Raw genomic sequence first — 24050 nt, 5'->3', positions numbered from 1 at the left:
TCAACGCCTATGAAGACCAAGTCATAGGACGAGTTCACCCAATGGTTACTCGCCAGTAGTTGCGGCGTTCCGGACATTCCCCCAGGGTGGGCCGCGGTCGGCGCCCGAGCCGCCGAGATCCTCGACGAAGGAGACGTCCGACGTGCGCCCACCGCTGTTGAAGTCATTCACCGGGGGCGTAGCCGCCCTCGCCCTCGCCGTCACAGGGACGGTGGTCGGGCTCTCGACCGCAGCATCTGCGGCCTCGCCGACCGTCGTCGTGAACGAGGTCTACGGCGGTGGAGGCAACTCGGGTGGGGCGTTCGACCAGGACTTCATCGAGCTGGCCAACCGCTCGGACGCAGCGATCGACGTGACCGGCTGGAGCGTCGAGTACGGCGCGGCGACGAACTCCACCTGGACCGGGTCCACGACGCTCACGGGCACGATCCCGGCCCACGGGTACTTCCTCGTCGGCGAGGGGCCCGGCACCAACCTCGCACTCCCGGACCTGCCCACCGTCGACTCGACGGGCAACATCCTGATCTCGGGGACCCAGGGTCGGGTCCAGGTCCTGAACGCCGAGCACGTCGTCCTCGACCTGGTCGGCTGGGGCGCCGCCTCCGCCTACGAGGGGTCCGCCCCGGCATCCGCGACGACGAACCCGACCTCGGTCGCCCGCGACGCGGCGTCCACGGACACCGACCAGAACGCGACGGACTTCACGGTCGGGGCGCCGACCCCGCAGAACACCGCCTTCGTGCCCACCGACCCCGGCGGCACCGTCGACGCCACCATCGCCGAGATCCAGGGCACCGGCGCGACGTCCCCGCTGGTCGGGCAGACGGTGCGCACGGACGGCGTCGTCACGGCGGCGTACCCGGACGGCGGTCTGAGCGGCTACGTGATCCAGACGCCGGGGACCGGGGGCGACGCCGCGCGGACCGCGTCGGACGCGATCTTCGTCTTCTCGTCGGCGACCGTCGCGACGGTGTCGATCGGTGACCACGTGCAGGTCACGGGCCCGGTGAGCGAGTACGAGGGACTGACGGAGATCACCGTCGCCACGGCCGACGGCCTGGCGGACCTGCCCGCGGCGGATCCGGTGGTCCCGGTCTCGGCTGCCTGGCCGACCACCGACGCGGCCCGCGAGGTGCTCGAGTCGATGCTCTACACGCCGACAGGCGCCCTGACCGTCTCCAACACCTTCACGACGAACCAGTACGGAGAGGTCGGCCTGGCCACGGGTACGACGCCGCTGCTGCAGACGACCGAGGTCGCCCGCCCGGGGACTCCCGAGGCCGCGGCGGTCGCCGCCGACAACGCCGCCCGTCGCGTGACCCTCGACGACGGCCGCTCGACCAACTTCCTCTCGGCCGCCAACACCGGCCTCACCCCGCCGTACATCTCGCTGACCGACCCCCTGCGCGTCGGCGCGTCGGCCACGATCAGCGCACCGGTCGTCGTCGACTTCCGCAACAACCTCTGGAAGCTGAACCCGACCACGCCCGGGCCTGCGCCCGTGACGTTCGAGAACGACCGCACCGCGGCCCCGGAGGCCGTCGGCGGCGACCTGACCGTCGCGTCGTTCAACGTGCTCAACTACTTCACGACGCTGGGCGCGACGACCGCCGGCTGCACCTCGTTCAAGGACCGCACCGGCGACCCGGTCACGGTCAACTCGGGCTGCGCGCCGCGCGGTGCCTGGGACCCGGACGACCTGCAGCGCCAGCAGGACAAGATCGTCTCGGCGATCAACGGGCTGGACGCGGACGTCGTCGGCCTCCTGGAGATCGAGAACTCGGCGGTCGTCGACGGCGTCGCGGACGAGGCCGTCGGCACGCTGGTCGCCGCGCTCAACGCCGCGGCCGGCAGCACCGTCTGGGCGTTCGTCCCGTCGTCGGCCGAGCTGCCGCCGGTCGCGGACATGGACGTGATCTCGAACGCGATCATCTACCGGGTCGCGGCCGTCGAGCCCACGGGCCCCTCGCACGCACTGGGCACGCTCAGCTCGGGCAACGCGGCCTTCGGGAACGCCCGTGAGCCGATCGCCCAGACGTTCACCCCGGTCGGCGGGGGCGAGCCGTTCCTCGTCGTCGTGAACCACTTCAAGTCCAAGGGCTCCGCGGGCCCGCTGCCCGGTGACGCCGACGCCGGTGACGGGCAGGGTGCGTCCAACGCGTCCCGCGTCGCCCAGGCGACCGCACTGCGCGACTGGGTCCCGACGATCCAGGGCGACACCCAGTCGGTCGCGCTCGTCGGCGACTTCAACTCGTACACCAAGGAGGACCCGCTCCAGGTCCTGTACGACGCCGGCTACACCGACGCGGCCTCGGCGCTCGCGCCCGGCCAGTACTCGTACTCGTTCGACGGCACCTCCGGCTCGCTCGACCACGTGCTGCTCAACGGACCGGCCCTGACCCGGGCCACCGGCGCGGACATCTGGGAGATCAACGCCGAGGAGTCCATCGCCCTCGAGTACGACCGGTACAACTACCACGGCACGCTCTTCTACGCGCCGGACCAGTACCGCTCGTCCGACCACGACCCGGTGCTCGTCGGCCTGTCCGACGGGGCGACCAGCGACGAGCCGGTCAACCTCACCCTGCTCGACATCAACGACTTCCACGGCCGCATCGACACCAACACGGTGAAGTTCGCGGGGACGGTCGAGAAGGAGAAGGCCGCCGCGATCGCAGCCGGGGGACCGGTCGCGTTCGTCTCGGCGGGCGACAACGTCAGCGCCTCGCTGTACGCGTCCGCGGTGCAGCAGGACCAGCCGACGATCGACGTGCTCAACGCGCTGCAGCTCAACGCGTCGGCAGTGGGCAACCACGAGTTCGACAAGGGCTTCGCCGACCTCAAGAACCGCATCATCGCGGGCGGCACCAATGCCAAGTGGGACTACCTCGGGGCGAACGTCTACCTCAAGGGCACCACGACGCCGGCTCTCGACGAGTACGCGATCATCGACATGGCCGGCGTCAAGGTGGGCGTGATCGGTGCCGTGACAGCCGAGACCCCGACGCTGGTCAGCCCCGGCGGCATCACCCAGATCGACGTGGGCGACCCGGTCCAGGCGATCAACCGCGTGGCCGCGCAGCTCAGCGACGGCAACGAGGCCAACGGCGAGGCCGACGTCCTCGTCGCCAGCTACCACGAGGGCGCGGGCGCCGGTACACCGGACGGCGCCACGCTCGAGCAGGAGGTCGCCGCCGGCGGCGCGTTCGCGGAGATCGTGAACGAGACCTCGCCCGAGGTGGACGCCATCTTCACCGGCCACACCCACAAGCAGTACGCGTGGGAGGCGCCGGTCCCCGGTGAGGCGGGCAAGACGCGGCCGATCCTGCAGACCGGCAGCTACGGGGAGTTCATCGGCAAGATCGTGCTGACGTTCGACCCGGCCTCCGACGAGGTCACGGCGCACACGCAGACCAACGTGCCGCGCACGACGACCGCCGACGCCGACCTGGTCGCCGCCTACCCGCGGGTGGCCCAGGTCAAGTCGATCGTCGACGCGGCCCTGGCCTACGCCGACACCACCGGCTCGGTGCCCGTGGGGTCCGTCACGGCGGACATCACGACGGCGTACTCGGGCGGCACGTACGGCCCGAACGGGTACACGGGCTCCGGCCCGCTGCCGTCCACGGGTCGCGACGACCGGGCGAGCGAGTCGTCCCTCGGCGACCTCGTCGCCAACGCCCTGCGGGAGACGCTCGCCCCGGAGAACCTCGGTGGCGCGCAGATCGGCGTCGTGAACCCCGGGGGCCTGCGCAACGAGCTGTACTACGCGCCGGACGGCGTCATCACGACGGCCGACGCGAACGGCGTCCTGCCGTTCGTGAACAACCTCTGGACCACGACGCTCACGGGCGCCCAGGTCAAGGCGATGCTCGAGCAGCAGTGGCAGACCGACGCCAACGGCAACGTGCCGTCGTCGCGGCCCTACCTGCAGCTCGGCCTGTCCGACAACGTGACGTACACCTACGACGCCGCAGCGCCGCAGGGCTCGCACATCACCTCGGTCACCGTCGACGGCGTCCCGCTGGACCCCGCGGCCGGCTACCGGATCGGCACGTTCTCGTTCCTCACCACGGGCGGCGACAACTTCCGCGTCGTGGCGCAGGGCGCGGACGCACGCGACTCCGGCCTGATCGACCGCGACGGCTGGATCGCGTACCTGCAGGCGCACCCGGGCCTCTCGCCCGACTTCGCCCGGCAGGCGGTCGGCGTGCCGACCGTGCCGTCCACGGTCACCGCCGGTGACGTGCTCGCGTTCCCGGTCACCAAGCTCGACCTGACGAGCCTCGGCGCGCCGCTGAACACGAGCCTCGACGTGCGGCTCGATGGCACGTCCATCGGCACGGCGACCGTCAGCGCGGGCAACGCGAACGTGTCGGTGACCGTCCCGGCATCCACGCCGGCCGGTCCGCACACGCTCACCCTCGTGGCCGCACCCAGCGGCACGACGGTGACGCTGCCGCTCACGGTCGAGGCGGGCATCCCGTCCTCGACCACGACGCTCACCGCGTCACCGGCCAGCCAGGTGTTCGGGTCGTCGACCCGGGTCCTGCTCACGGCGACCGTCACGGCGGACGTGCCGGTGACCGGGAACGTGGAGTTCGTCTCCGGCGGCACCGTGCTGGCGACCGTCCCGCTCTCGGGCGGAACGGCGACCTACCGGCTGCCCGCGACGACGCCGGCGGGCAGCTACTCGGTCGTCGCCAGGTTCGCCGGCGACGCAGGTGTGCAGGGGTCGCAGTCCGCGCCCGTGCCGGTGGAGGTCGCGCAGGTCACCACGACGACCTCGCTCAGCGCGACGCCCGGGTTCCTGTTCATCCCGTCGATCCTGCTGGTGAACGTCGGGCAGGACAACGGACGGCTGCCGTCCGGCAAGGTGCAGATCAAGGAGGGCGCCACGGTGATCCGGACGCTCGACGTGGTGCTCGGGGTCGCGATCGGGACAGTCCCGTCGGGCACCACCGGGTTGCACACCTACACCGCGACGTTCGTCCCGAACGACACGGCGAACGTCAAGCCCAGCACCAGCGCGCCGGTGACGGTCCGCACGCGCTGACGCACGCAGACGACGAGGGGGCCTCCGCCGGAGGCCCCCTCGTCGTGCTCCCGGACCTCAGACGAAGTCGTGGTACGCGGGCAGGTCGAGCACACCGTTGCCGGAGAGCCCGATGACGATCGTCTCAGCCTCGGTCGCCTGCCGCGCGTACGCGATCGCACCGGCCACCGCGTGCGTGGACTCGGGCGCGGGGATGATCCCTTCGGCCCGCGCGAACTCGATGCCCGCCGCGAAGGCGGTCTCCTGGTCCACGGCGATCGCGGACATGAGCCCGAGCTCGACGGCGTGCGAGACCATGGGCGCCATCCCGTGGTACCGCAGGCCACCCGCGTGGATGGGCGGCGGCACGAAGTCCTTGCCGAGCGTGTGCATCTTGAGCAGAGGGGTCAGACCCGCCACGTCGCCGAAGTCGTAGCGGTACTCGCCCTGCGTGAGGGACGGGCACGCGGCCGGCTCGCAGGCGACCACCCGGGTGCTCGTGCCCTCGCGCAGGTTCCGGCCGAGGAACGGGAAGCTGAGGCCGCCGAGGTTCGACCCGCCGCCCGCGCACCCGAACACGATGTCGGCGGCGTCGCCGATCTCGTCGAGCTGGGCGAGCGCCTCCTGCCCGATCACCGACTGGTGCAGCAGCACGTGGTTGAGCACGCTGCCGAGCGCGTAGTGCGCGTCGGGGTTGGTGGCCGCCGCCTCGACCGCCTCGCTGATCGCCATGCCGAGCGAGCCCGTGGTCTCCGGGTCGGCGGCCAGCATCGCCCGGCCGGCGTTGGTGAGGTCCGACGGCGACGGGTGGCAGATGCTGCCGTACGTCTCCATCTGCATGCGGCGATAGGGCTTGGAGTCGTAGGACGCCCGCACCTGCCACACCTCGCACGTCAGCCCGAGCAGCGCGGCGGCGAACGAGAGCGCCGCACCCCACTGGCCGGCACCGGTCTCGGTGGTGAGCTTCGTGATGCCCTCGGCGGCGTTGTAGTACGCCTGCGCGACCGCGGTGTTCGCCTTGTGCGACCCGACGGGGCTGACGCCCTCGTACTTGTAGTAGATCTTCGCCGGCGTGCCCAGCGCGCGCTCGAGCCGTAGGGCGCGCACGAGCGGGGACGGCCGCCACAGCGCGTAGATCTCGCGCACGGGTTCCGGGATCTCGACCCAGCGCTCGGTGCTGACCTCCTGCATGATCAGCGCCATCGGGAACAGCGGCGCCAGGTCGTCGGGGGTCAGCGGCTGCTGCGTGCCGGGATGCAGCGCCGGGGGGCACGGGGACGGCAGGTCCGCCGCAAGGTTGTACCAGTGGGTCGGGACGGTCGAGGGAACGGTCACGCCGAGGGTGTCGAGCAGCGATGCGGTCATCACGGTCCTCCGGGTGGGCACGCCCACCTGGGCGTGCGTCTCTGTGCGTGTGGAGTCGGGCGGACGCACCCCTGGGGCCGGAGGACCGGCGCCATCGAGCGGTCCAGCCGCAGCGTAGCCCCGGAGCGCGCCACCGGTCCGGGGCGTCCGCCGTGTATCTGGCTGCCACGGTGCTGGCCCTTCGAGTGAGGACCGTGCTTGTCTCAGGAGAGACGTCGCCGGCCGTCCGAGGCAACCGCGCACGTCGGGGTAGCGAGGTGTGAAGCTCATGGCCGAAGCCGTGTCCGCCCAGGTCGTCGTCCAGCTGGCCGACGCCGCACACGTACGTGCCGACCTGTTCGTCGTCCCCTCCACGACGCAAGGCGGGTTCGGCGAGCCGTGGCGGGCGGTCGTGACGCGGCTCGGCGTCCGTGGGCCGGGCCAGATTGAGCCCGGCGGCGTGGAGCTGGTCAAGGTGCCGACCGCCGCGCCCCCGGTGCGCTACCTCGGGTTCGCGGCGACGGTTGACCGCGGTCAACCCTCGGTGCCCTCGATGATCGAGCAGATCGGTCGCCGGCTCGGCGAGCTGACGAGGACGGACCCGACGCTCCTCGACCTGGCGACCCCCTCGCTCGGCACGGGGGTCGGCAAGCTCGACCCTCGGGCGTCGTTCGCGGCGCTGGCGAACGGGTTCGTCAGCACCGCGCAGCCCGCGGCGCGGCTCCGGATCGTCGAGATCGACCCGGCGAAAGCCTCCGTGCTCTCCGAAGAGCTGTCGCGCTGGACCGCCGCCCGTCGCAGCGACGCCGACAGCTCCGGTTCGATCTCGTCCGGCGTCGATCCCAGCAGCGCAGATCCCGACGAGGGCGACGCGCTGCACTGGCACGACCTGACGGGCGGGGCGCAGGACGCGATCTCCTACGCCGAGGGGATCCGACGGCGGGTCGGGTCGTCCCACGTGCACATGGAACAGCTCGTCATCGCACTGCACCGGGCTGCGGACGACACCACGCGCGCGAGGTTCGGTCGGGTCGACGCGCAGGAGCTCGCAGCCGTCGCCGCCTCGTTCGGTCACGGTGACATCCCCGCCGACGTCACGTGGGGGCCGCTGGACGCGCTGCCGCAGCTCTCGCGGCACGTCGAGGCTGCGCTCGCCGGGGCGCGACGATCCGGACGACCCGTCACCTCCGCCGGCCTGCTCGACGCCGCTCTGGCGATCGAGGAGTGCAGCTTCATCGCCGCCCTGCGGGCGCGGATCGGCGGCCGGGGTGCGCTGCTGGCCAACCCGGCAGCGGACACGGTGCCGGACCAGAACGTCGGCCAGGCCGACCGGCTCGACCTGAGCCGCGAGGTCGAGATGCTGGCGACGGTGGCGCTGGACGAGCACACGCCGCTCCCGCTGGCCGTCGGGCTCTTCGGCGAGTGGGGCAGCGGGAAGAGCTTCTTCATGGCCATGCTGCGGGAGCGGCTGGGGGTCCTCTCGGCGCTGGCCCGCGAGGGACGGCCGGAGGCGGCGCCGTTCTGCAAGAACATCCGGCAGATCCAGTTCAACGCCTGGCACTACGTCGACGGCAACCTGTGGGCGAGTCTCGCGGCGACCATCTTCGACGGTCTGGTCGACAGTCCGCTGGACGAGGTCAAGCGCACCAAGGCGGACAAGCTCGGGCAGGCGACGCAGGCCGCGATCGTGGCCGAGGACGCCGTCCTCGAGGCCGAGCGGGAGCTGCGGAGCGCGCAGGTGTTCGCGGGCAGGGCGTCGACGATCGCGCGATCGGCTGTTCCCGCCGCGGTCGACGCCGTCCGGAACGTCGCCGACCTGGAACATCGGCTCCAAGACTTCGGCCGGTCGGACCACGTCGACCTGCCGACCGAGCGCCTCGTGGGCGCCGTGGAGTCCACGTCGACGTTCCTCGAAGAGCTCGACGTCTTCCGCAGGCTCGTCCGCGGCGAGCTCGCCACGCGGCGTCGCCGCGCGACCCTGATCTGGCTCGCGGCCGTCGTCGTGCTCGTCGGCGCCGTCGTCGCGGTCGGGCAGCTGGGGTGGTGGGGGAACGTCCTGGCGGTCGTCGTCGGTCTGCTGTCGGTCCTCACGCCGGCCCTCGTCGGTGCGTCCCACATCCTGCGCCTGGCCCGGTCGGCGCGGGAGAGACGCGAGGAGCCAGTCGTCGCGGCCGAGGAGAAGCTCGCGCTCGCGCGCCGCGACCGCGACCTCGCCGCCGAGGAGGTCGCCGCGCGGATGGAGGACCTGGCGCGGCTGCGGAACCGAGGACAGCGGCTGCACGACCTCGTCAGCTCGGCGCGGTCGGAGTACGGCGCCAAGCTGAGCATGATGTCGCAGCTGCGCAAGGACTTCGAGCAGCTCACGTGGCTGCTGCAGAACGAGAGCGTGCTGCCGGACAGCACCCAGGCCGGTCCGCCGCCCGAGCAGCTCCGGGCCGCCGCGGCGCGCGTGAGCAACGAGGGCTCCGGACAACCGGGGGACTCGCTCGACGTCGACCGGATCGTGCTCTACATCGACGACCTCGACCGGTGCCCGGCCGAGGAGGTGGTCAAGGTCCTGCAGGCGGTCAACCTCCTGCTCACCTTCAAGCTCTTCGTCGTCGTCATCGGGGTGGACGGCCGCTGGCTCGAGGCGTCGCTGAGGGCCTGCTACGACAAGCTCCTCGAGAGCCCGCGCGACTACCTGGAGAAGATCATCCAGCTGCCGTTCGTGCTCAGGCCGATGTCGCCGGACGGCTACTCGGCGCTGGTGGCCTCGCTGACCCCGGCGATCTCGTCGACCGACGGCCTTGCGGCCCGGACGGGAGCCGCCCAGGACGCGCCGGCGCTCGACGGAGACCAGGCGGGCGACGACGAGCCGACGCCCACGCCCGGCCCTGCCGTCGCCGACCCCGGACCGGTGAGCGGGATCGAGGTGGCGATGCCGAAGCCCGAGTCGCTGAACATCTCGAGCGAGGAACGCGTGCTGCTCGGACAGATCGGCGCCCTCATCACGACACCGCGGGCGACCAAACGGCTCGTGAACACCTATCGGATGCTCCGGGTCTGCGCCGGCGACGACGACGCGGACCGCTTCAGCCCGAAGGGCGGAGGCGAGTACCGGGCCGTCATCGTGCTCCTCGCGCTGCAGATCGGCTGCCCGGGCGCAGCGACCGCCGTGTTCGGCAGCATCGTGGCAGCCGGCCCGACCGCGAAGGTCTGGACGCTTCTCCAGGCGAACGGCGACGCGAGCGACGTGGTCCGTCGCATGGAGAAGCTGAAGCCGGTGGTCGATGCCTCCTCCATCGAGGCCTATCAGCGATGGGTCCCGCTGGTGTCCCGATTCACCTACCAGCTGGGGTCGGTGATCGCCCCGACGGCGAGCTCGGTCTGACGCTCACGCAGGACGGACCGGCGCTCACTTCAGGAACGCGAGCACCCGTGCGGTCAGCTCCTCCGAGGCCGCCCGGTCGTACGCGGGGAGGCTGCTGTCCACGAACAGGTGCTGGTCGCCCGGGTAGAGGAACAGCTCTGCGCCCTCCACCGAGTCCACCAGCGCGCGGGCCGCATCGAGGTCGCCCTCGTCGACGAAGATCGGGTCCGCGTCCTTGCCGTGCACCTGGACCGGCACTCCGTCCGGCCAGCTGCCGAACTCGGAGACGGGCAGGCACGACGCGACGAACACCGCTCCGGCGGCACCGGGTCGGGTCTGGGCGAGCTGCTGGGCGGCCATCACGCCGAGCGACAGCCCGATGTAGACGGTGTCGTCGGGCAGACCCTCGGCGGCGCTCACGCCGCGCTGCATGACGGTCCCGAAGCCGACCGACCCCGCGTAGGCGAGGCCGGACTCGAGGTCGTCGAACGTGTGCCCGTCGTAGACGTCGGGCGTGTGCACGGTGTGGCCGGCGGCACGCAGGGCGTCGGCGAACGCGACGACCCCGGGTGTCAGGCCCTGGGCGTGGTGCAGGAGCAGGACGTTTGTCATGCCCCGATCATGGCGCGAGGGTCCGACACCCGCTCAGATCGCGCAGGAGTCGTCCACGCACGCCTCGGCGGCGGGCGCGAGGGTGGCCAGCGGGTTCGCCGACTTCCAGCCCTCCTCGAGCAGCTGCGTGAACACGTCAGCCGGCTGCGCGCCCGAGACACCGAGACGTCGGTCGACCACGAAGAACGGCACCCCGGTGACGCCGATCGCGCGCGCCTCGGCCTCGTCGCGGCGCACGTCGTCGGCGTGGTCGCCGCCGGCGAGGACGGCCCGGGCCTGGTCCGCGTCGAGCCCGGCCTCGCTGACGACCCGCACGAGCGTCTCGTCGTCGCCCAGGTCGGCGCCGTGCTCGAAGTGCGCGGAGTACAGGGCCTCCAGGACGCGGTCGCCGAGACCCACGGTCGTCGCCAGGTGCACCAGGCGGTGCCCGTCGAACGTGTTGAAGGACAGGGTCCGGTCGAAGTCGTACGCGAGCCCCTCGCCGGCGGCCACGGCCGTGACCTGCGCGAACATGCGCTCGACCTGCGGGCGCGGGATGCCCTTGTGCTCGGCGAGCGCGTCGATCTCGGGCCGGCCCGGGCCGGTCGGCGTGTCGGGCGAGAGCTCGAACGCGCGCCAGGTCACCTGGACGTCGTCGCGGAACGGGAAGTCCGCGAGGGCCGTCTCGAAGCGCTTCTTGCCGATGTAGCACCACGGGCACGCGATGTCCGACCAGATCTCGACGGTCAGCGTGCGGGTCTGGTTGAGCAGGGGAACAGTCACGGGAGGAGCAGGACCTTTCCGGTCGTGGAGCGCGACTCGAGCGCGCGGTGGGCCTCGGCCGCATCGGCCAGGGGGTAGGTGGCGCCGATGCGCACGTCCAGCGTGCCGGCGAGCACGGCGTCGAACAGCTCGCCGGCCCGCCAGACCAGCTCCTCGCGCGTCGCCGTGTAGTCGCCGAGCGTGGGCCGGGTCAGGAACAGGGACCCCAGGTTGTTGAGCCGCTGCGGGTCGAACAGCGGAGCAGGGCCGGATGACGAACCGAAGAGGGCGAGCGTGCCTCGGCGGCGCAGCGACGCGAGCGAGGCCTCGAACGTGTCCTTGCCGACGGAGTCGAACACGACGTGCACGCCGCGTCCGTCGGTGAGGCCCCGCACCTCGGCGGGCAGGTCGCGCGTCAGGTCGTCGAGCTCGCGGTAGCGGATGACCTCGGCGGCGCCCGCCTCGCGCGCGAGCCGCTCCTTGTCGGGGGTGCCGACCGTCGCGATGACGCGTGCACCCCTGGCGGACGCCAGCTGGGTCAGCAGCAGCCCGACCCCGCCGGCCGCCGCGTGCACGAGGACCTCGTGCTCGTCGGTGAGCGGGAAGACGGACGACATGAGGTAGTGCGCGGTCAGACCCTGGAGCAGGACGGCGGCCGCGACCTGCAGGTCGAGCCCGGCGGGGACCGTCAGCAGCGCGGACTCCTTCACGCGCACGAGCTCGGCGTAGGAGCCGGGACCGGACGTCCAGGCGACCCGGTCGCCCACGGCGAACCCGGTCACGTCGTCACCGGTCGCGACGACGGTGCCCGCACCCTCCGAGCCGGGGACGTGCGGGTACGGCGCCGCGTACAGCCCGGAACGGCGGTAGGTGTCGATGAAGTTGACGCCCGTCGCGGCGACCCGGACGACGACCTCGTCGGCCTCCGGCGTCGGGTCGGGAAGGTCGACGAGCTCGAGGACGTCGGGTCCGCCCGCGGCGGAGGCGTGGATGGCGCGCACGATGGGGCAACGCGACGGCGACGCGCGATCTTCCCGACGAACGGCTTTCGTATCTTCGTACATCGCCGTGTATGTTCATGCATATGACGTTCACGGTCGCGGTCGCAGGCGCCAGCGGGTACGCCGGCGGCGAGATGCTGCGGGTGCTGCTCGCCCATCCCGAGGCGCGGATCGGCACGCTCACCGCCCACTCCAACGCGGGCACCCTCCTCGGCGCGCACCAGCCGCACCTGCGCTCGCTGGCCGACCGGTTGCTGGAGCCGACGGGGGTCGACGCCCTCGCGGGCCACGACGTCGTCGTCCTGGCGCTCCCGCACGGGGCCAGCGGCGCCGTCGCGGCGGAGCTGGCCGCCCGGGGGGACCGCGCGATCGTCGTCGACCTCGGTGCCGACCACCGGCTCGTGGACGCAGCCGACTGGGAGGCCTACTACGGCAGCGCGCACGCCGGCACCTGGCCGTACGGGCTGCCCGAGCTGCTGCAGGCGGGGGAGCGCACCGCGTCGGCGCAGCGCGCCACGCTGAAGGCCGCGACCAGGATCGCCGTCCCCGGCTGCAACGTCACCGCCGTGAGCCTGGGGCTCCAGCCCGGGATCGCCGCCGGCCTGATCGAGCCGACGGACCTCGTCGCGGTCCTGGCCAACGGGTACTCCGGCGCCGGCAGGTCCCTCAAGACACACCTGCTCGCGAGCGAGGCGCTCGGCTCCGCACAGCCCTACGCGGTCGGCGGAACGCACCGGCACATCCCGGAGATCGGCCAGAACCTGCGCTCGGCGGGCGCGTCGGACGTCACCATCTCGTTCACGCCGACGCTCGTGCCCATGGCGCGCGGGATCCTGGCGACCGCCACGGCCCGCCTCGTCCCGGGGACCGACCCCTCGACCGTGCGGGCCGCCTGGGAGCAGACCTACGCCGACGAGCCCTTCGTGCACCTGCTGCCCGAGGGCCAGTGGCCGACGACCGCCGCGACGCTCGGCGCGAACACCGCGCTCGTGCAGGTCGCGGTCGACGAGCGGGCCGGCCGGGTCGTCACCGTCACCGCGATCGACAACCTGGTCAAGGGCACCGCCGGTGGCGCCCTGCAGTCGCTGAACCTCGCGCTCGGGCTCCCCGAGACGCTCGGCCTTCCACTGGACGGAGTTGCCCCATGAGTGTCGAGACGGTCGACGCGCTCGCCCAGCCCTCCCCGGGCGTCACCGCCGCCGCGGGCTTCCAGGCCTCGGGCGTCGTCGCGGGCCTGAAGTCCTCCGGTCGTCCGGACCTCGCGCTCGTCGTCAACGAGGGTCCGTCCCAGGTGGCGGCCGCGGTCTTCACGACGAACCGGGTGGTCGGCGCGCCGGTCGTCTGGTCGCGTCAGGCGGTCTCGGACGGCGTGGTCAGCGCGGTGATCCTCAACTCCGGCGGCGCCAACGTGTGCACCGGCCCGGACGGCTTCCTCGACGTGCACCGCACGGCCGAGAAGGTGGGTGCGGTCCTCGAGATCTCGCCCGGCGACGTCGTCGTGTGCTCGACCGGCCTGATCGGCGAGCCGCTGCCCATCGGCAAGGTGCTCGCAGGCGTCGACACCGCCGTCTCGCACCTGTCGCGCACGGGCGGGTACGACGCGGCCGTGGCGATCATGACCACCGACTCCGTCCCGAAGACCGCGCACCTGACGATCGAGGGCGACCGCGGCGTGTGGACCGTCGGCGGGATGGCCAAAGGCGCCGGCATGCTCGCACCCGGCCTCGCGACGATGCTCTGCGTGATCACGACGGACGCGGTCGTGGACGCCGAGACCGCTGAGGCCGCGCTGCGGACCGCGACGAGCCAGACGTTCGACCGCATCGACTCCGACGGCTGCATGTCCACGTCCGACACGGTGACGCTCCTGGTCTCCGGCGCGAGCCGCGCGGTGCCGGACCCGGCCGGGTTCACGGCCGCCCTGACCCAGGTGTGCGCGGAGCTGGCGCGGGCGCTGATCGCCGACGCCGAGGGCGCGTCGCACGACATCGCGGTGACCGTGATGGGCGCCTCGACCGAGGCCGCGGGGCTCGCCGTGGCACGGGCCGTCACCCGGTCCAACCTGTTCAAGGCCGCCATGTTCGGCAACGACCCGAACTGGGGCCGCGTGCTCGCGCAGGTCGGCACCGTGCCCGAGAGCGTCGCGCCGTACGACCCCGACCAGCTGGACGTCACGATCAACGGGGTCCAGGTGTGCAAGGCGGGCGGCGCGTACCGGCCGCGGACGGAGGTCGACCTGGCCGCGAACCGCGAGGTGCACGTGCTCATCGACCTGCACGCCGGGTCCGAGGTGGTCACCGTCTGGACCAACGACCTCACGCACGACTACGTCCACGAGAACAGCGCGTACTCGACATGACCGACGACTTCGTCTTCAACACCCGCACCGACCTGCGTCCCGAGCAGAAGGCGGAGGTGCTCATCGAGGCGCTCCCGTGGCTGCAGAAGTTCGCGGGCGCCCTCGTCGTCGTCAAGTACGGCGGCAACGCCATGATCGACGAGGACCTCAAGCGTGCGTTCGCCCAGGACATGGTGTTCCTGCGGCAGGTCGGCCTGCGCCCGGTCGTCGTGCACGGCGGAGGACCGCAGATCAACACGATGCTCGACCGGCTCGGCATCGAGTCGGAGTTCCGCGGGGGGCTGCGCGTCACCACGCCCGAGGCGATGGACGTGGTGCGGATGGTGCTCACCGGCCAGGTCTCGCGTGAGCTCGTCGGGCTGCTCAACGCCCACGGCCCGCACGCGGTCGGCCTGTCCGGCGAGGACGGCGGCCTGTTCCAGGCGCGTCGCCGCTCGGTGGTCGTCGACGGCGAGCCCGTCGACGTCGGCCTCGTCGGCGACGTCGTCCAGGTCAACCCGAGCGCCGTGCTCGACCTGCTCGACGCGGGCCGGATCCCCGTCGTCTCGACCGTCGCGCCCGACCTCGACGACCCGACGCAGGTGCTCAACGTCAACGCGGACACCGCGGCCGCGGCGCTCGCGGTCGCGCTCGGTGCGCGCAAGCTCATCGTGCTCACGGACGTCGAGGGCCTCTACACGAGCTGGCCGGACAAGGGTTCGCTCGTGCGTCGTCTCAGCGCCGCCGAGCTCGCCGTCATCCTCCCGAGCCTCGACGCCGGCATGCGGCCCAAGATGGAGGCCTGCTGGCGCGCCGTCGAGGGCGGCGTCGGCCGGGCGCACGTCATCGACGGCCGCGAGCCGCACTCGATCCTGGTCGAGATCTTCACCTCGGAGGGCATCGGCACCATGGTGCTTCCCGACGAGGAGCCGGCGGACGCCCCGTTCACGGCGCCGATCCCGGTGGTGGCGTCATGACCGACCTGCAGCGCGCCCGGCACCGGGCCGACGCCACCCCCGACGCGACGCTTCCGGTCCCGGCCGTCGACGGTTCGGTCGCCGACTGGACCGACCGCTACACGCACGCGGTCATGGACACGTTCGGCGCGCCGCAGCGGGTGCTCGTGCGCGGCGAGGGCTCGTACGTCTGGGACGCCGACGGGACGCGCTACCTCGACCTGCTCGCCGGGATCGCGGTGAACTCGCTCGGCCACGCCCACCCGACGCTCACGGCCGCGATCAGCGCGCAGCTCGGCACGCTCGGACACGTCTCCAACTTCTTCGGCAGCCCCACGCAGATCGCGTTCGCGGAGCGTCTGATCGCGCTCGCGGGCGCGCCGCACGGCTCGCACGTCTTCCTGACCAACTCGGGCACGGAGGCCAACGAGGCCGCGTTCAAGCTGGCCCGCCGGACGGGCCGGCCGCGCATCCTCGCGCTCGAGGGCTCGTTCCACGGGCGGTCGATGGGCGCGCTCGCCCTGACCCACAAGGCCGCCTACCGGGAGCCGTTCGAGCCGCTGCCCGGCGGCGTCGAGTTCGTCCCGTTCGGCGACTCCGAGGCGCTCGAGGCGGCCTTCGCGACGGCCGGCGACCAGGTCGCCGCACTCGTCGTCGAGCCCATCCAGGGGGAGGCCGGCGTCGTGCCGCTGCCGCCCGGCTACCTCGCGCTGGCCCGCCGGCTGACGTCGGAGAACGGCGCCCTGCTGATCCTCGACGAGGTGCAGACCGGCATGGGCCGCACGGGCGCGTGGATGGCGCACCACCACCCGCACATCGGCGGCGGGATCGTGCCCGACGCCGTCACCGTGGCCAAGGGGCTCGGCGGTGGCTTCCCGGTCGGCGCGCTCGTCGCGTTCGGCCCGGAGACGTCGGCGCTGCTCGGCCGCGGCCAGCACGGCTCGACGTTCGGCGGGAACCCGGTCGCGTCCGCGGCGGGCCTGGCGACCATCGGCGTCATCGAGCGCGACGGCCTGCTCGAGCACGTCAGCGGCCTGGGGGAGCGGCTCCGCGCCCGACTCGCCGCCACCGGCAACCCGCTGGTCGTCGGGGTCCGGGGCGAGGGCCTGCTCATCGGCATCGAGCTCGCCGGACCGGTCGCGGGGCAGGTGGCGACCGAGGCGCTGGCCGCGGGCTTCATCGTCAACGCCGTCAACCCGACGGCGATCCGGCTCGCGCCGCCGTTCATCCTGACCGACGAGCAGGCGGGCCAGTTCGTGGACTTCCTCGCGGGGCTCGAGGTGTCGTCGTGACCCGCTCCTTCCTGCGCGACGACGACCTGACGCCCGCCGAGCAGCGGGACGTCCTGCGGCTCGCGCTCGCGTTCCGCGACGACCACTTCCTGCGGACCCCGCTCGCGGGACCCCAGCCGGTGGCGGTCATCTTCGACAAGCCGACGCTGCGCACGCAGGTGTCGTTCACGGCCGGGATCGCCGAGCTGGGCGGCTTCCCGCTCAGCGTCGACGGCAACCTCGCCAAGATCGGCGAGCGGGAGTCGATCGCCGACACCGCACGGGTCCTCGGGCGGCAGGTCGCCGCGATCGTCTGGCGCACGCACGCGCAGGAGCGGCTCGACCAGATGGCCGCGCTGTCGGGCGTGCCCGTCGTCAACGCGCTGACCGACGAGTTCCACCCGTGCCAGATCCTGGCCGACCTCATGACGATCGCGCAGCACCGCGGGGGAGTCGACCGGCTGCCGGGCCAGACCCTCGCGTACGTCGGCGACGGGGCGAACAACATGGCGCACTCGTACCTGCTGGGCGGCGCGACGGCGGGCCTGCACGTGCGCGTCGGGACGCCCCTCGGCTTCCTGCCGGATCCGGCGATCCTCGCCGACGCGGCGGCGATCGCCGCTGCCACCGGTGGCTCCGTGCAGGTCACGCACGACCTCGCCGAGGCCGTGACCGGCGCGGACGTCGTCGCCACGGACACCTGGGTGTCGATGGGGCAGGAGTCCGAGGCCGCTCTGCGGGAGACGCCGTTCGTCCCGTACCGCGTCGACTCGGCCGCGATGGCGCTGGCCGCGTCCGACGCGATCGTCCTGCACTGCCTGCCCGCGTACCGCGGCAAGGAGATCACCGCCGAGGTGCTCGACGGACCGCAGTCGGTGGTCTGGGACGAGGCCGAGAACCGCCTGCACGCGCAGAAGGCGCTGCTGACCTGGCTGCTGGAGCAGGCATGAGCGTCACGTCGTCGGTCCCGCACACCAAGGCGGCGCGCCACGCGCTGGTCACGTCGCTGCTGACCCGCGGGCTGGTGCACTCCCAGCAGCAGCTGGCCGAGCTGCTCGCGGCCGAGGGTGTCTCGGTCACGCAGGCGACGCTGAGCCGCGACCTCGTCGAGCTGCGGGCCGTGAAGATCCGCACGCCTTCCGGGGCCCTCGCGTACGCGGTGCCTGTCGAGGGCGGCGGTCGCACCACGCCGTCCACGGGTCCCGACGAGGAGATGCTGGCCTCCCGGCTCGCGCGCCTGTGCGCTGAGCTCCTGGTCACGGCCGAGGCGTCCGGCAACCTCGTGGTCCTACGCACGCCCCCCGGAGCGGCGCAGTTCCTCGCCTCCGCGATCGACCACTCGATCCTGCCCGCGGTGCTGGGCACGATCGCCGGCGACGACACGGTGCTCGTGATCGCCCGCGAGGGCGACACCGGCGCGGCCCTCGCCGCCCGCTTCCTGGCCCTGGCCACCGATGCCCGCCCGGACGCCGCCCCTCGCGCGCGCCCGGCAGACTGACCCTGTAGAACACCCCGAGAAGAGAGACTTTCATGACTGAGCGCGTCGTCCTCGCCTACTCCGGCGGCCTGGACACCTCCGTGGGCATCGGCTGGATCGCCGAGGCGACCGGCGCCGAGGTGATCGCGGTCGCGGTCGACGTCGGCCAGGGTGGCGAGGACCTCGACGTCATCCGTCAGCGCGCGCTGGACTGCGGCGCGGTCGAGGCCTACGTGGCCGACGCCCGCGACGAGTTCGCCGACGAGTACTGCATGCCGGCCCTCAAGGCCAATGCGCTCTACCTCGACCGCTACCCGCTGGTCTCGGCGCTGTCCCGCCCGGTCATCGTCAAGCACCTGGTCCGGGCCGCCCGCCAGTTCGGCGCGACGACGGTCGCCCACGGCTGCACCGGCAAGGGCAACGACCAGGTCCGCTTCGAGGTCGGCATCACGTCGCTGGCGCCCGACCTGACCTGCCTCGCGCCCGTGCGCGACCTCGCGCTGACCCGCGACAAGGCCATCGAGTTCGCCACCCGCAACGCGCTGCCCATCGAGACGACGAAGCACAACCCGTTCTCGATCGACCAGAACGTCTGGGGTCGTGCGGTGGAGACCGGCTTCCTCGAGGACATCTGGAACGGCCCGACCAAGGACGTCTACACGTACACGGACGACCCGACGTTCCCGCCGGTGGCCGACGAGGTCATCATCACGTTCGAGGCCGGCGTGCCGGTCGCGCTCGACGGCGTCCCGGTGACGCCGCTGCAGGCCATCCAGGAGATGAACCGCCGTGCGGGCGCCCAGGGCGTCGGCCGGATCGACATCGTCGAGGACCGGCTCGTCGGCATCAAGTCGCGCGAGGTCTACGAGGCGCCGGGCGCGATCGCGCTCATCGCCGCGCACCAGGAGCTGGAGAACGTCACCGTCGAGCGCGAGCAGGCCCGGTTCAAGCGCGGCGTCGAGCAGCGCTGGACCGAGCTGGTCTACGACGGCCAGTGGTTCTCCCCGCTGAAGAAGTCGCTCGACGTGTTCGTCGACGACACCCAGCGCTACGTCTCCGGCGACGTGCGGCTCGTCCTGCACGGCGGCCGCGCCACGGTCACGGGTCGTCGCTCCGACGCGAGCCTCTACGACTTCAACCTGGCCACCTACGACACCGGCGACACGTTCGACCAGGCCGCGGCCAAGGGCTTCATCGAGATCTACGGCCTGAGCTCCAAGCTCGCCGCGGCGCGCGACGTGCGCTTCGGCAACGGCGTGGACCTCGGCTCGCAGGGCGGGATCCGTGCCTGACGAGGTGGCGCCGCCGCGGGCGGGTCAGGTCTCGACCCCGTCCGCGGCCCTCTGGGGCGGCCGGTTCGCCGGCGGCCCGTCGGCGGCCCTGCAGGCGCTGTCGCAGTCGACGCACTTCGACTGGCGGCTCGCCCAGCACGACATCGCCGGCTCGGTCGCGCACGCGCGCGTCCTGCACGGTGCCGGCCTGCTGACCGACGACGAGCTCGCGGGGATGACCGACGCCCTCGAGCGCCTGGCGGTGGACGTCCGCAACGGCGACTTCCTGCCGGTGATCGCCGACGAGGACGTGCACACCGCTCTCGAGCGCGGCCTGATCGACCGCGCCGGCGCCGACCTGGGCGGCAAGCTGCGCGCCGGACGCTCACGCAACGACCAGATCGCCACGCTGGTGCGGATGTACCTGCGCGAGCAGGCGCGTCTCGTCGGCGGCCTGCTGCTGGACGTCGCCGACGCGCTCGCCGACCAGGCCGTGGCCGCGGGCGACGCCCCGATGCCCGGTCGTACGCACCTGCAGCACGCGCAGCCGGTGCTCCTGGCCCACCACCTGCTCGCCCACGTCTGGCCGCTCCTGCGCGACGTCGAGCGCTGGCAGGACTGGGACGCCCGCGCGGCGCGCTCGCCCTACGGCTCCGGTGCGCTCGCGGGCTCGTCGCTGGGCCTGGACCCTGCCGCGGTGGCCGCGGACCTCGGGTTCGACGGGCCGGTCGAGAACTCGATCGACGGCACGGCGTCGCGCGACGTCGTCGCCGAGTTCGCCTTCGTCGCCGCGATGGCCGCCGTGGACATCTCGCGGCTCGCCGAGGAGGTCATCCTCTGGGCGACCAAGGAGTTCGGCTTCGTCAAGCTGCACGACGCCTACTCCACGGGGTCGAGCATCATGCCGCAGAAGAAGAACCCCGACATCGCCGAGCTCGCGCGCGGCAAGGCGGGACGTCTCGTCGGCGACCTGACCGGGCTGCTCACCACGCTCAAGGGCCTCCCGCTCGCGTACAACCGCGACCTGCAGGAGGACAAGGAGCCGGTCTTCGACCAGATCGACCAGCTCACGATCCTGCTGCCGGCGTTCGCGGGCATGGTCGCGACGCTGGAGTTCGACACGGACCGGCTGGCCTCCCTCGCACCGCAGGGCTTCTCGCTCGCGACCGACATCGCGGAGTGGCTGGTCCGCAACGGCGTGCCGTTCCGGGTGGCGCACGAGGTCGCCGGTGCGTGCGTCCGGGCCTGCGAGGAGCACCAGCCGCCGATCGAGCTCTGGGACCTCACGGACGACGAGCTCGCGGCGATCTCCGAGCACCTGACCCCCGAGGTCCGCTCCGTGCTGACGGTCGAGGGCTCCCTGGCCTCGCGGTCCGCCGTGGGTGGCACGGCTCCGGTCCGGGTGGCCGAGCAGCTGGTCCGCGCCCGCGCCCGCGCCGCCGAGCTGCGGACCTGGACCGCCTGAGCCCGATGAGCCTCGCCGCACGCGCCCTGGCGGCCGAGCCCCGCTGCGGGCGCGTCCGGCTCGTGGCGATCGACGGTCCCGCGGGATCGGGCAAGACGACGACGGCGTCCCGCATCGCCCGGGACGCAGCCGACGTCGGTGCCTCGGCGGAGGTCGTCCATCTCGACGACCTCTACGAGGGCTGGTCCGGCCTCGAGGGCTCCCTGTGGCCGCGCCTGTCCGCACAGGTCCTCGAACCGCTCCGACGAGGCCTGCCCGGCCGGTTCCAGCGCTACGACTGGCCGTCCGGCGCCTTCGCCGACTGGGTCGACGTCCCGGTTCCCGACCTCCTCGTGCTCGAGGGTTGCGGTTCCGCGCGACGAGCCGTCGACGCCTTCGCCGTCCTCCGGGTCTGGGTGGAGGCGCCCGCGTCGCTGCGCCTGGAGCGCGGGCTCGCCCGGGACGGCGACGACGCGCGCGAGCACTGGCTCGCGTGGATGGACGGGGAGGCCGCGCACTTCGCCCGAGAGGCGACCAGGGAGCGGGCCGACGTCCGGCTGGACGCGTTCGGTGCGGTGGTCTCCGAGGACGGCAGCCCGGCGCCGTACGGCAAGATGGGCGTGTGAGCACGACGCCCGCGAACCGACCCGAGCCGCCGGACGCCTCCGACCCGCGCGCGTTCCTCGTCGTGCCGGCGCGTGTCTGGTACGCCCGCGAGGTGCACGCCGTGGCCCGCGACCTGCTCGGGGCCTACCTGACGTCGCGCTCGCCGGAGGGTGACGTCACGCTCCGGATCACCGAGGTCGAGGCCTACGCCGGCGCCGAGGACCCGGGCTCGCACGCGTACCGGGGCCGCACGTCGCGCAACGCGGTCATGTTCGCGGAGCCGGGCCGGCTCTACGTCTACCGGCACCTGGGTCTGCACCACTGCCTGAACATCGTCGCCGAACCGACCGGGAGCCCGGCCGCCGTCCTGCTGCGCGCGGGGGAGATCGTCGACGGCGTCGACCTGGCGTGGCGCCGACGCGAGTCGGTCGGTGTCGTCGACTCCGAGCGGCAGCTGGCCCGCGGCCCCGCCCGCCTGGCCGTCGCGCTCGGGCTCGACATGCGCGCCAACGGCGCCGACGTGACCGAGGCCGGCGGCGACATCGTGCTGCACCGTCAGCAGGTGGTCTCCCTGCCCACGCACAAGTCCGGTCCGCGCGTCGGCGTCTCGGGCTCCGGCGGCGAGGGCAACCGGTTCCCCTGGCGCTACTGGCTGACCGACGAGCGCACCGTCTCCGCCTATCGGCCGGCGTATCGGCCGCCGACGTCGGTAGACGCCCCCTGAGGGCGACGACGTCGGCTCGTCGATGCCGCCCGCCGCTCTCACACCCTTGGAGACCTTCATGAATCACGTGCTCGACGACCTCGAGTGGCGCGGGCTGATCGCCCAGACCACCGACCTCGACGCCCTCCGGTCCGCGCTGTCCGCCGGTCCGGTGTCGCTGTACTGCGGTTTCGACCCCACCGCGCCGAGCCTGCACATCGGCAACCTGGTCCAGATCCTCACCGTGCGACGGCTGCAGGACGCCGGCCACGTGCCGTTCGCCCTGGTCGGCGGTGCGACGGGCCTGATCGGCGACCCGAAGATGGCGGGGGAGCGCACGCTCAACGACCCGGCCCTCGTGTCCGGCTGGGTCGAGCGCATCCGCAAGCAGATCGAGCCGCTGCTGCGGTTCGACGGCCCGAACGCCGCGACGATGGTCAACAACCTCGACTGGACCGCGCCGCTGTCGGCGATCGACTTCCTGCGCGACGTCGGCAAGCACTACCGCCTGGGCACGATGCTGGCGAAGGACACGGTGGCACGACGCCTGAACAGCGACGCCGGGATCAGCTTCACCGAGTTCAGCTACCAGATCCTGCAGGGGATGGACTTCCTCGAGCTGTACCGCCGGCACGGGATCAGCCTGCAGACCGGTGGCAACGACCAGTGGGGCAACCTGCTGTCCGGGGTCGAGCTCATCCGCAAGGCCGAGGGTGTCGCCGCCCACGCCCTGGCCACGCCCCTGATCACCAAGGCGGACGGCACCAAGTTCGGGAAGACCGAGACCGGCACCGTCTGGCTCGACCCCGAGATGACGTCGCCGTACGCGTTCTTCCAGTTCTGGCTGAACGCCGAGGACGCCAACGTCGTGAACTACCTCTCGGTCTTCACGTTCCTGTCGCGCGAGCGCATCGACGAGCTGGCCGCCGCGGTGGCTGCCGCACCGGCGGCCCGGGAGGCCCAGCGCACGCTCGCGTACGAGGTCACGTCCCTCGTGCACGGTACGGACGCGGCCGACCAGGTCGTCGCGGCGAGCCAGGCACTCTTCGGCCGGGGATCTCTGGGGGACCTGTCGCTCGCGACGCTCACCGCTGCCGTGGCCGAGCTGCCGTCGGCGCCGGGGAAGGCCGGCGACCCCGTCGCGGACCTGCTCGCCGCGACCGGCGTGGTGGCCAGCAAGGGCGCCGCCCGTCGGGCAATCGCCGAAGGTGGCGCCTCGGTCAACAACGTCCGCGTGGCGGCCGAGGACGCCGTGCTGACCGACGACGACCTGCTGCACGGGCGGTTCGCCGTCCTGCGCCGTGGCAAGCGCACGCTCGCGGTGGTCGACGCCCAGGCGTGACCGCCGCCCGCGACGAGGGCCCGCGAGCCGGTCTCGCGGGCCTTTTGCGCGCCTGACCTGGATGTTTGCCCGGTGCGGGCACCCTGGTGACCGGCGTCACCGCGGAGCGATTGGACACCCGCCGCAACACGCGCGTAATGTTCTCGATGTCGCCCGAGAGGGAGGAACGGACACCGCGGATCGAACCACGGTGGCTGGTCCCCAAGGGTGGCCACCCCTTGAACGAACTTCACGGCGCTTCGTGCGCCCTGAACTCGTCTGAGGGACGGGCTCCAGGCCCGCAGGAGCTGCCCGAGAGGGTGGCGGAATGCGGCCGAAGAGCCAGGTAAGATTCAGAACGACAAAGCCTCTCGGACGGGTCGAAAGATCCGGAGGAGATGCGCGTCTGTTCCTTGAGAACTCAACAGTGTGCCAAATAGTCGATGCCATATGGCTTGCTATCTGAGATGTTCTGGGCCGGTGGTCTGGGGTGTTGATGGTGGTGGGTCTTGGTTGAGATGGGTGTCGTTCTTCTACCTCCGTGGAAGGCGATGCCACATACAGCCGAATCTGATTGG

The 24050-nt window shown here is 72.4% G+C and carries 17 protein-coding genes; 13 read left to right on the top strand and 4 right to left on the bottom strand.

Going from position 1 to position 24050, the window contains the following annotated elements; genetic code table 11:
• Positions 1 to 142: 142 nt before the first annotated feature.
• Positions 143 to 5056, top strand: coding sequence for an ExeM/NucH family extracellular endonuclease (locus AC1DZC_RS19260; RefSeq protein WP_477044379.1), 4914 nt, complete (start codon positions 143 to 145; stop codon positions 5054 to 5056).
• Between the two features lie 57 nt (positions 5057 to 5113).
• On the opposite strand, the gene AC1DZC_RS19255 is transcribed toward AC1DZC_RS19260, so the two are convergent.
• On the bottom strand, positions 5114 to 6400 hold the full coding sequence (locus tag AC1DZC_RS19255; protein WP_477044378.1) for a TrpB-like pyridoxal phosphate-dependent enzyme: 1287 nt from the start codon (positions 6398 to 6400) through the stop codon (positions 5114 to 5116).
• Between the two features lie 268 nt (positions 6401 to 6668).
• Between AC1DZC_RS19255 and AC1DZC_RS19250 the strand changes: the two genes are divergently transcribed.
• Positions 6669 to 9752: a P-loop NTPase fold protein gene (locus AC1DZC_RS19250; RefSeq protein ID WP_477044377.1), complete on the top strand. Its 3084-nt coding sequence runs from the start codon at positions 6669 to 6671 to the stop codon at positions 9750 to 9752.
• A 24-nt stretch (positions 9753 to 9776) separates the two neighbouring features.
• Here the strand turns inward: AC1DZC_RS19250 and AC1DZC_RS19245 are convergent, their stop codons facing one another.
• From AC1DZC_RS19245 to AC1DZC_RS19235, 3 genes are read right to left on the bottom strand one after another with little or no spacing between them, the layout of a single operon-like run.
• The gene (locus tag AC1DZC_RS19245; protein WP_477044376.1) at positions 9777 to 10343 is read right to left on the bottom strand and encodes a dienelactone hydrolase family protein; all 567 of its coding nucleotides are present in this window, start codon (positions 10341 to 10343) and stop codon (positions 9777 to 9779) included.
• Between the two features lie 33 nt (positions 10344 to 10376).
• A complete protein-coding gene (locus AC1DZC_RS19240; protein ID WP_477040974.1) occupies positions 10377 to 11105 on the bottom strand; it encodes a DsbA family oxidoreductase in 729 nt (242 codons plus the stop codon).
• Entirely contained in the window at positions 11102 to 12085 is a 984-nt protein-coding gene (locus AC1DZC_RS19235; protein ID WP_477044375.1) for a quinone oxidoreductase family protein, read from the bottom strand. The genes AC1DZC_RS19240 and AC1DZC_RS19235 overlap by 4 nt, the downstream gene beginning before the upstream one ends.
• Positions 12086 to 12168: 83 nt before the next feature.
• On the opposite strand from AC1DZC_RS19235, the gene argC reads away from it, so the two are divergent.
• Genes argC through tyrS form a run of 11 tightly spaced genes read left to right on the top strand, consistent with a single transcriptional unit; the run spans position 12169 to position 23493 of the window.
• Entirely contained in the window at positions 12169 to 13233 is a 1065-nt protein-coding gene (argC, locus tag AC1DZC_RS19230) for an N-acetyl-gamma-glutamyl-phosphate reductase (RefSeq protein WP_477044374.1), read from the top strand.
• Positions 13230 to 14444, top strand: coding sequence for a bifunctional glutamate N-acetyltransferase/amino-acid acetyltransferase ArgJ (gene argJ, locus AC1DZC_RS19225; protein WP_477044373.1), 1215 nt, complete (start codon positions 13230 to 13232; stop codon positions 14442 to 14444). Before argC ends, argJ begins: the two co-directional genes overlap by 4 nt.
• Positions 14441 to 15400: an acetylglutamate kinase gene (gene argB / locus AC1DZC_RS19220; protein WP_477040970.1), complete on the top strand. Its 960-nt coding sequence runs from the start codon at positions 14441 to 14443 to the stop codon at positions 15398 to 15400. The genes argJ and argB overlap by 4 nt, the downstream gene beginning before the upstream one ends.
• Positions 15397 to 16671: an acetylornithine transaminase gene (locus AC1DZC_RS19215; RefSeq protein ID WP_477044372.1), complete on the top strand. Its 1275-nt coding sequence runs from the start codon at positions 15397 to 15399 to the stop codon at positions 16669 to 16671. Before argB ends, AC1DZC_RS19215 begins: the two co-directional genes overlap by 4 nt.
• On the top strand, positions 16668 to 17600 hold the full coding sequence (argF, locus tag AC1DZC_RS19210; protein ID WP_477044371.1) for an ornithine carbamoyltransferase: 933 nt from the start codon (positions 16668 to 16670) through the stop codon (positions 17598 to 17600). The genes AC1DZC_RS19215 and argF overlap by 4 nt, the downstream gene beginning before the upstream one ends.
• The gene (locus tag AC1DZC_RS19205) at positions 17597 to 18148 is read left to right on the top strand and encodes an arginine repressor (protein WP_477044370.1); all 552 of its coding nucleotides are present in this window, start codon (positions 17597 to 17599) and stop codon (positions 18146 to 18148) included. Before argF ends, AC1DZC_RS19205 begins: the two co-directional genes overlap by 4 nt.
• A 32-nt stretch (positions 18149 to 18180) precedes the next feature.
• Entirely contained in the window at positions 18181 to 19419 is a 1239-nt protein-coding gene (locus tag AC1DZC_RS19200) for an argininosuccinate synthase (RefSeq protein ID WP_477040966.1), read from the top strand.
• Complete coding sequence (gene argH, locus AC1DZC_RS19195) at positions 19412 to 20863, top strand: argininosuccinate lyase (RefSeq protein ID WP_477040965.1); 1452 nt, start codon at positions 19412 to 19414, stop codon at positions 20861 to 20863. Before AC1DZC_RS19200 ends, argH begins: the two co-directional genes overlap by 8 nt.
• Positions 20864 to 20868: 5 nt before the next feature.
• Positions 20869 to 21468 carry a nucleoside/nucleotide kinase family protein gene (locus AC1DZC_RS19190; protein WP_477044369.1) on the top strand — a complete coding sequence of 200 codons (600 nt, stop codon included), beginning with the start codon at positions 20869 to 20871 and terminating at the stop codon, positions 21466 to 21468.
• A complete protein-coding gene (locus AC1DZC_RS19185; RefSeq protein WP_477044368.1) occupies positions 21465 to 22172 on the top strand; it encodes a DNA-3-methyladenine glycosylase in 708 nt (235 codons plus the stop codon). The genes AC1DZC_RS19190 and AC1DZC_RS19185 overlap by 4 nt, the downstream gene beginning before the upstream one ends.
• Before the next feature lie 58 nt (positions 22173 to 22230).
• Complete coding sequence (gene tyrS / locus AC1DZC_RS19180; RefSeq protein WP_477044367.1) at positions 22231 to 23493, top strand: tyrosine--tRNA ligase; 1263 nt, start codon at positions 22231 to 22233, stop codon at positions 23491 to 23493.
• Positions 23494 to 24050 lie beyond the last annotated feature (557 nt).

It is taken from the genome of Cellulomonas sp. P2_B4, from assembly GCF_056404795.1.
This window is presented reverse-complemented; position numbering and strand designations above follow the sequence as displayed.

Bases quoted from the DNA above. Each gene is read 5' to 3' on its own strand.
- argC (WP_477044374.1), top strand. From the start codon at position 12,169: ATGACGTTCACGGTCGCGGTCGCAGGCGCCAGCGGGTACGCCGGCGGC.
- AC1DZC_RS19215 (WP_477044372.1), top strand. From the start codon at position 15,397: ATGACCGACCTGCAGCGCGCCCGGCACCGGGCCGACGCCACCCCCGAC.
- argJ (WP_477044373.1), top strand. From the start codon at position 13,230: ATGAGTGTCGAGACGGTCGACGCGCTCGCCCAGCCCTCCCCGGGCGTC.
- argB (WP_477040970.1), top strand. From the start codon at position 14,441: ATGACCGACGACTTCGTCTTCAACACCCGCACCGACCTGCGTCCCGAG.
- AC1DZC_RS19190 (WP_477044369.1), top strand. From the start codon at position 20,869: ATGAGCCTCGCCGCACGCGCCCTGGCGGCCGAGCCCCGCTGCGGGCGC.
- AC1DZC_RS19250 (WP_477044377.1), top strand. From the start codon at position 6,669: ATGGCCGAAGCCGTGTCCGCCCAGGTCGTCGTCCAGCTGGCCGACGCC.
- AC1DZC_RS19245 (WP_477044376.1), bottom strand. From the start codon at position 10,343: ATGACAAACGTCCTGCTCCTGCACCACGCCCAGGGCCTGACACCCGGG.
- AC1DZC_RS19255 (WP_477044378.1), bottom strand. From the start codon at position 6,400: ATGACCGCATCGCTGCTCGACACCCTCGGCGTGACCGTTCCCTCGACC.
- AC1DZC_RS19200 (WP_477040966.1), top strand. From the start codon at position 18,181: ATGACTGAGCGCGTCGTCCTCGCCTACTCCGGCGGCCTGGACACCTCC.
- tyrS (WP_477044367.1), top strand. From the start codon at position 22,231: ATGAATCACGTGCTCGACGACCTCGAGTGGCGCGGGCTGATCGCCCAG.
- AC1DZC_RS19205 (WP_477044370.1), top strand. From the start codon at position 17,597: ATGAGCGTCACGTCGTCGGTCCCGCACACCAAGGCGGCGCGCCACGCG.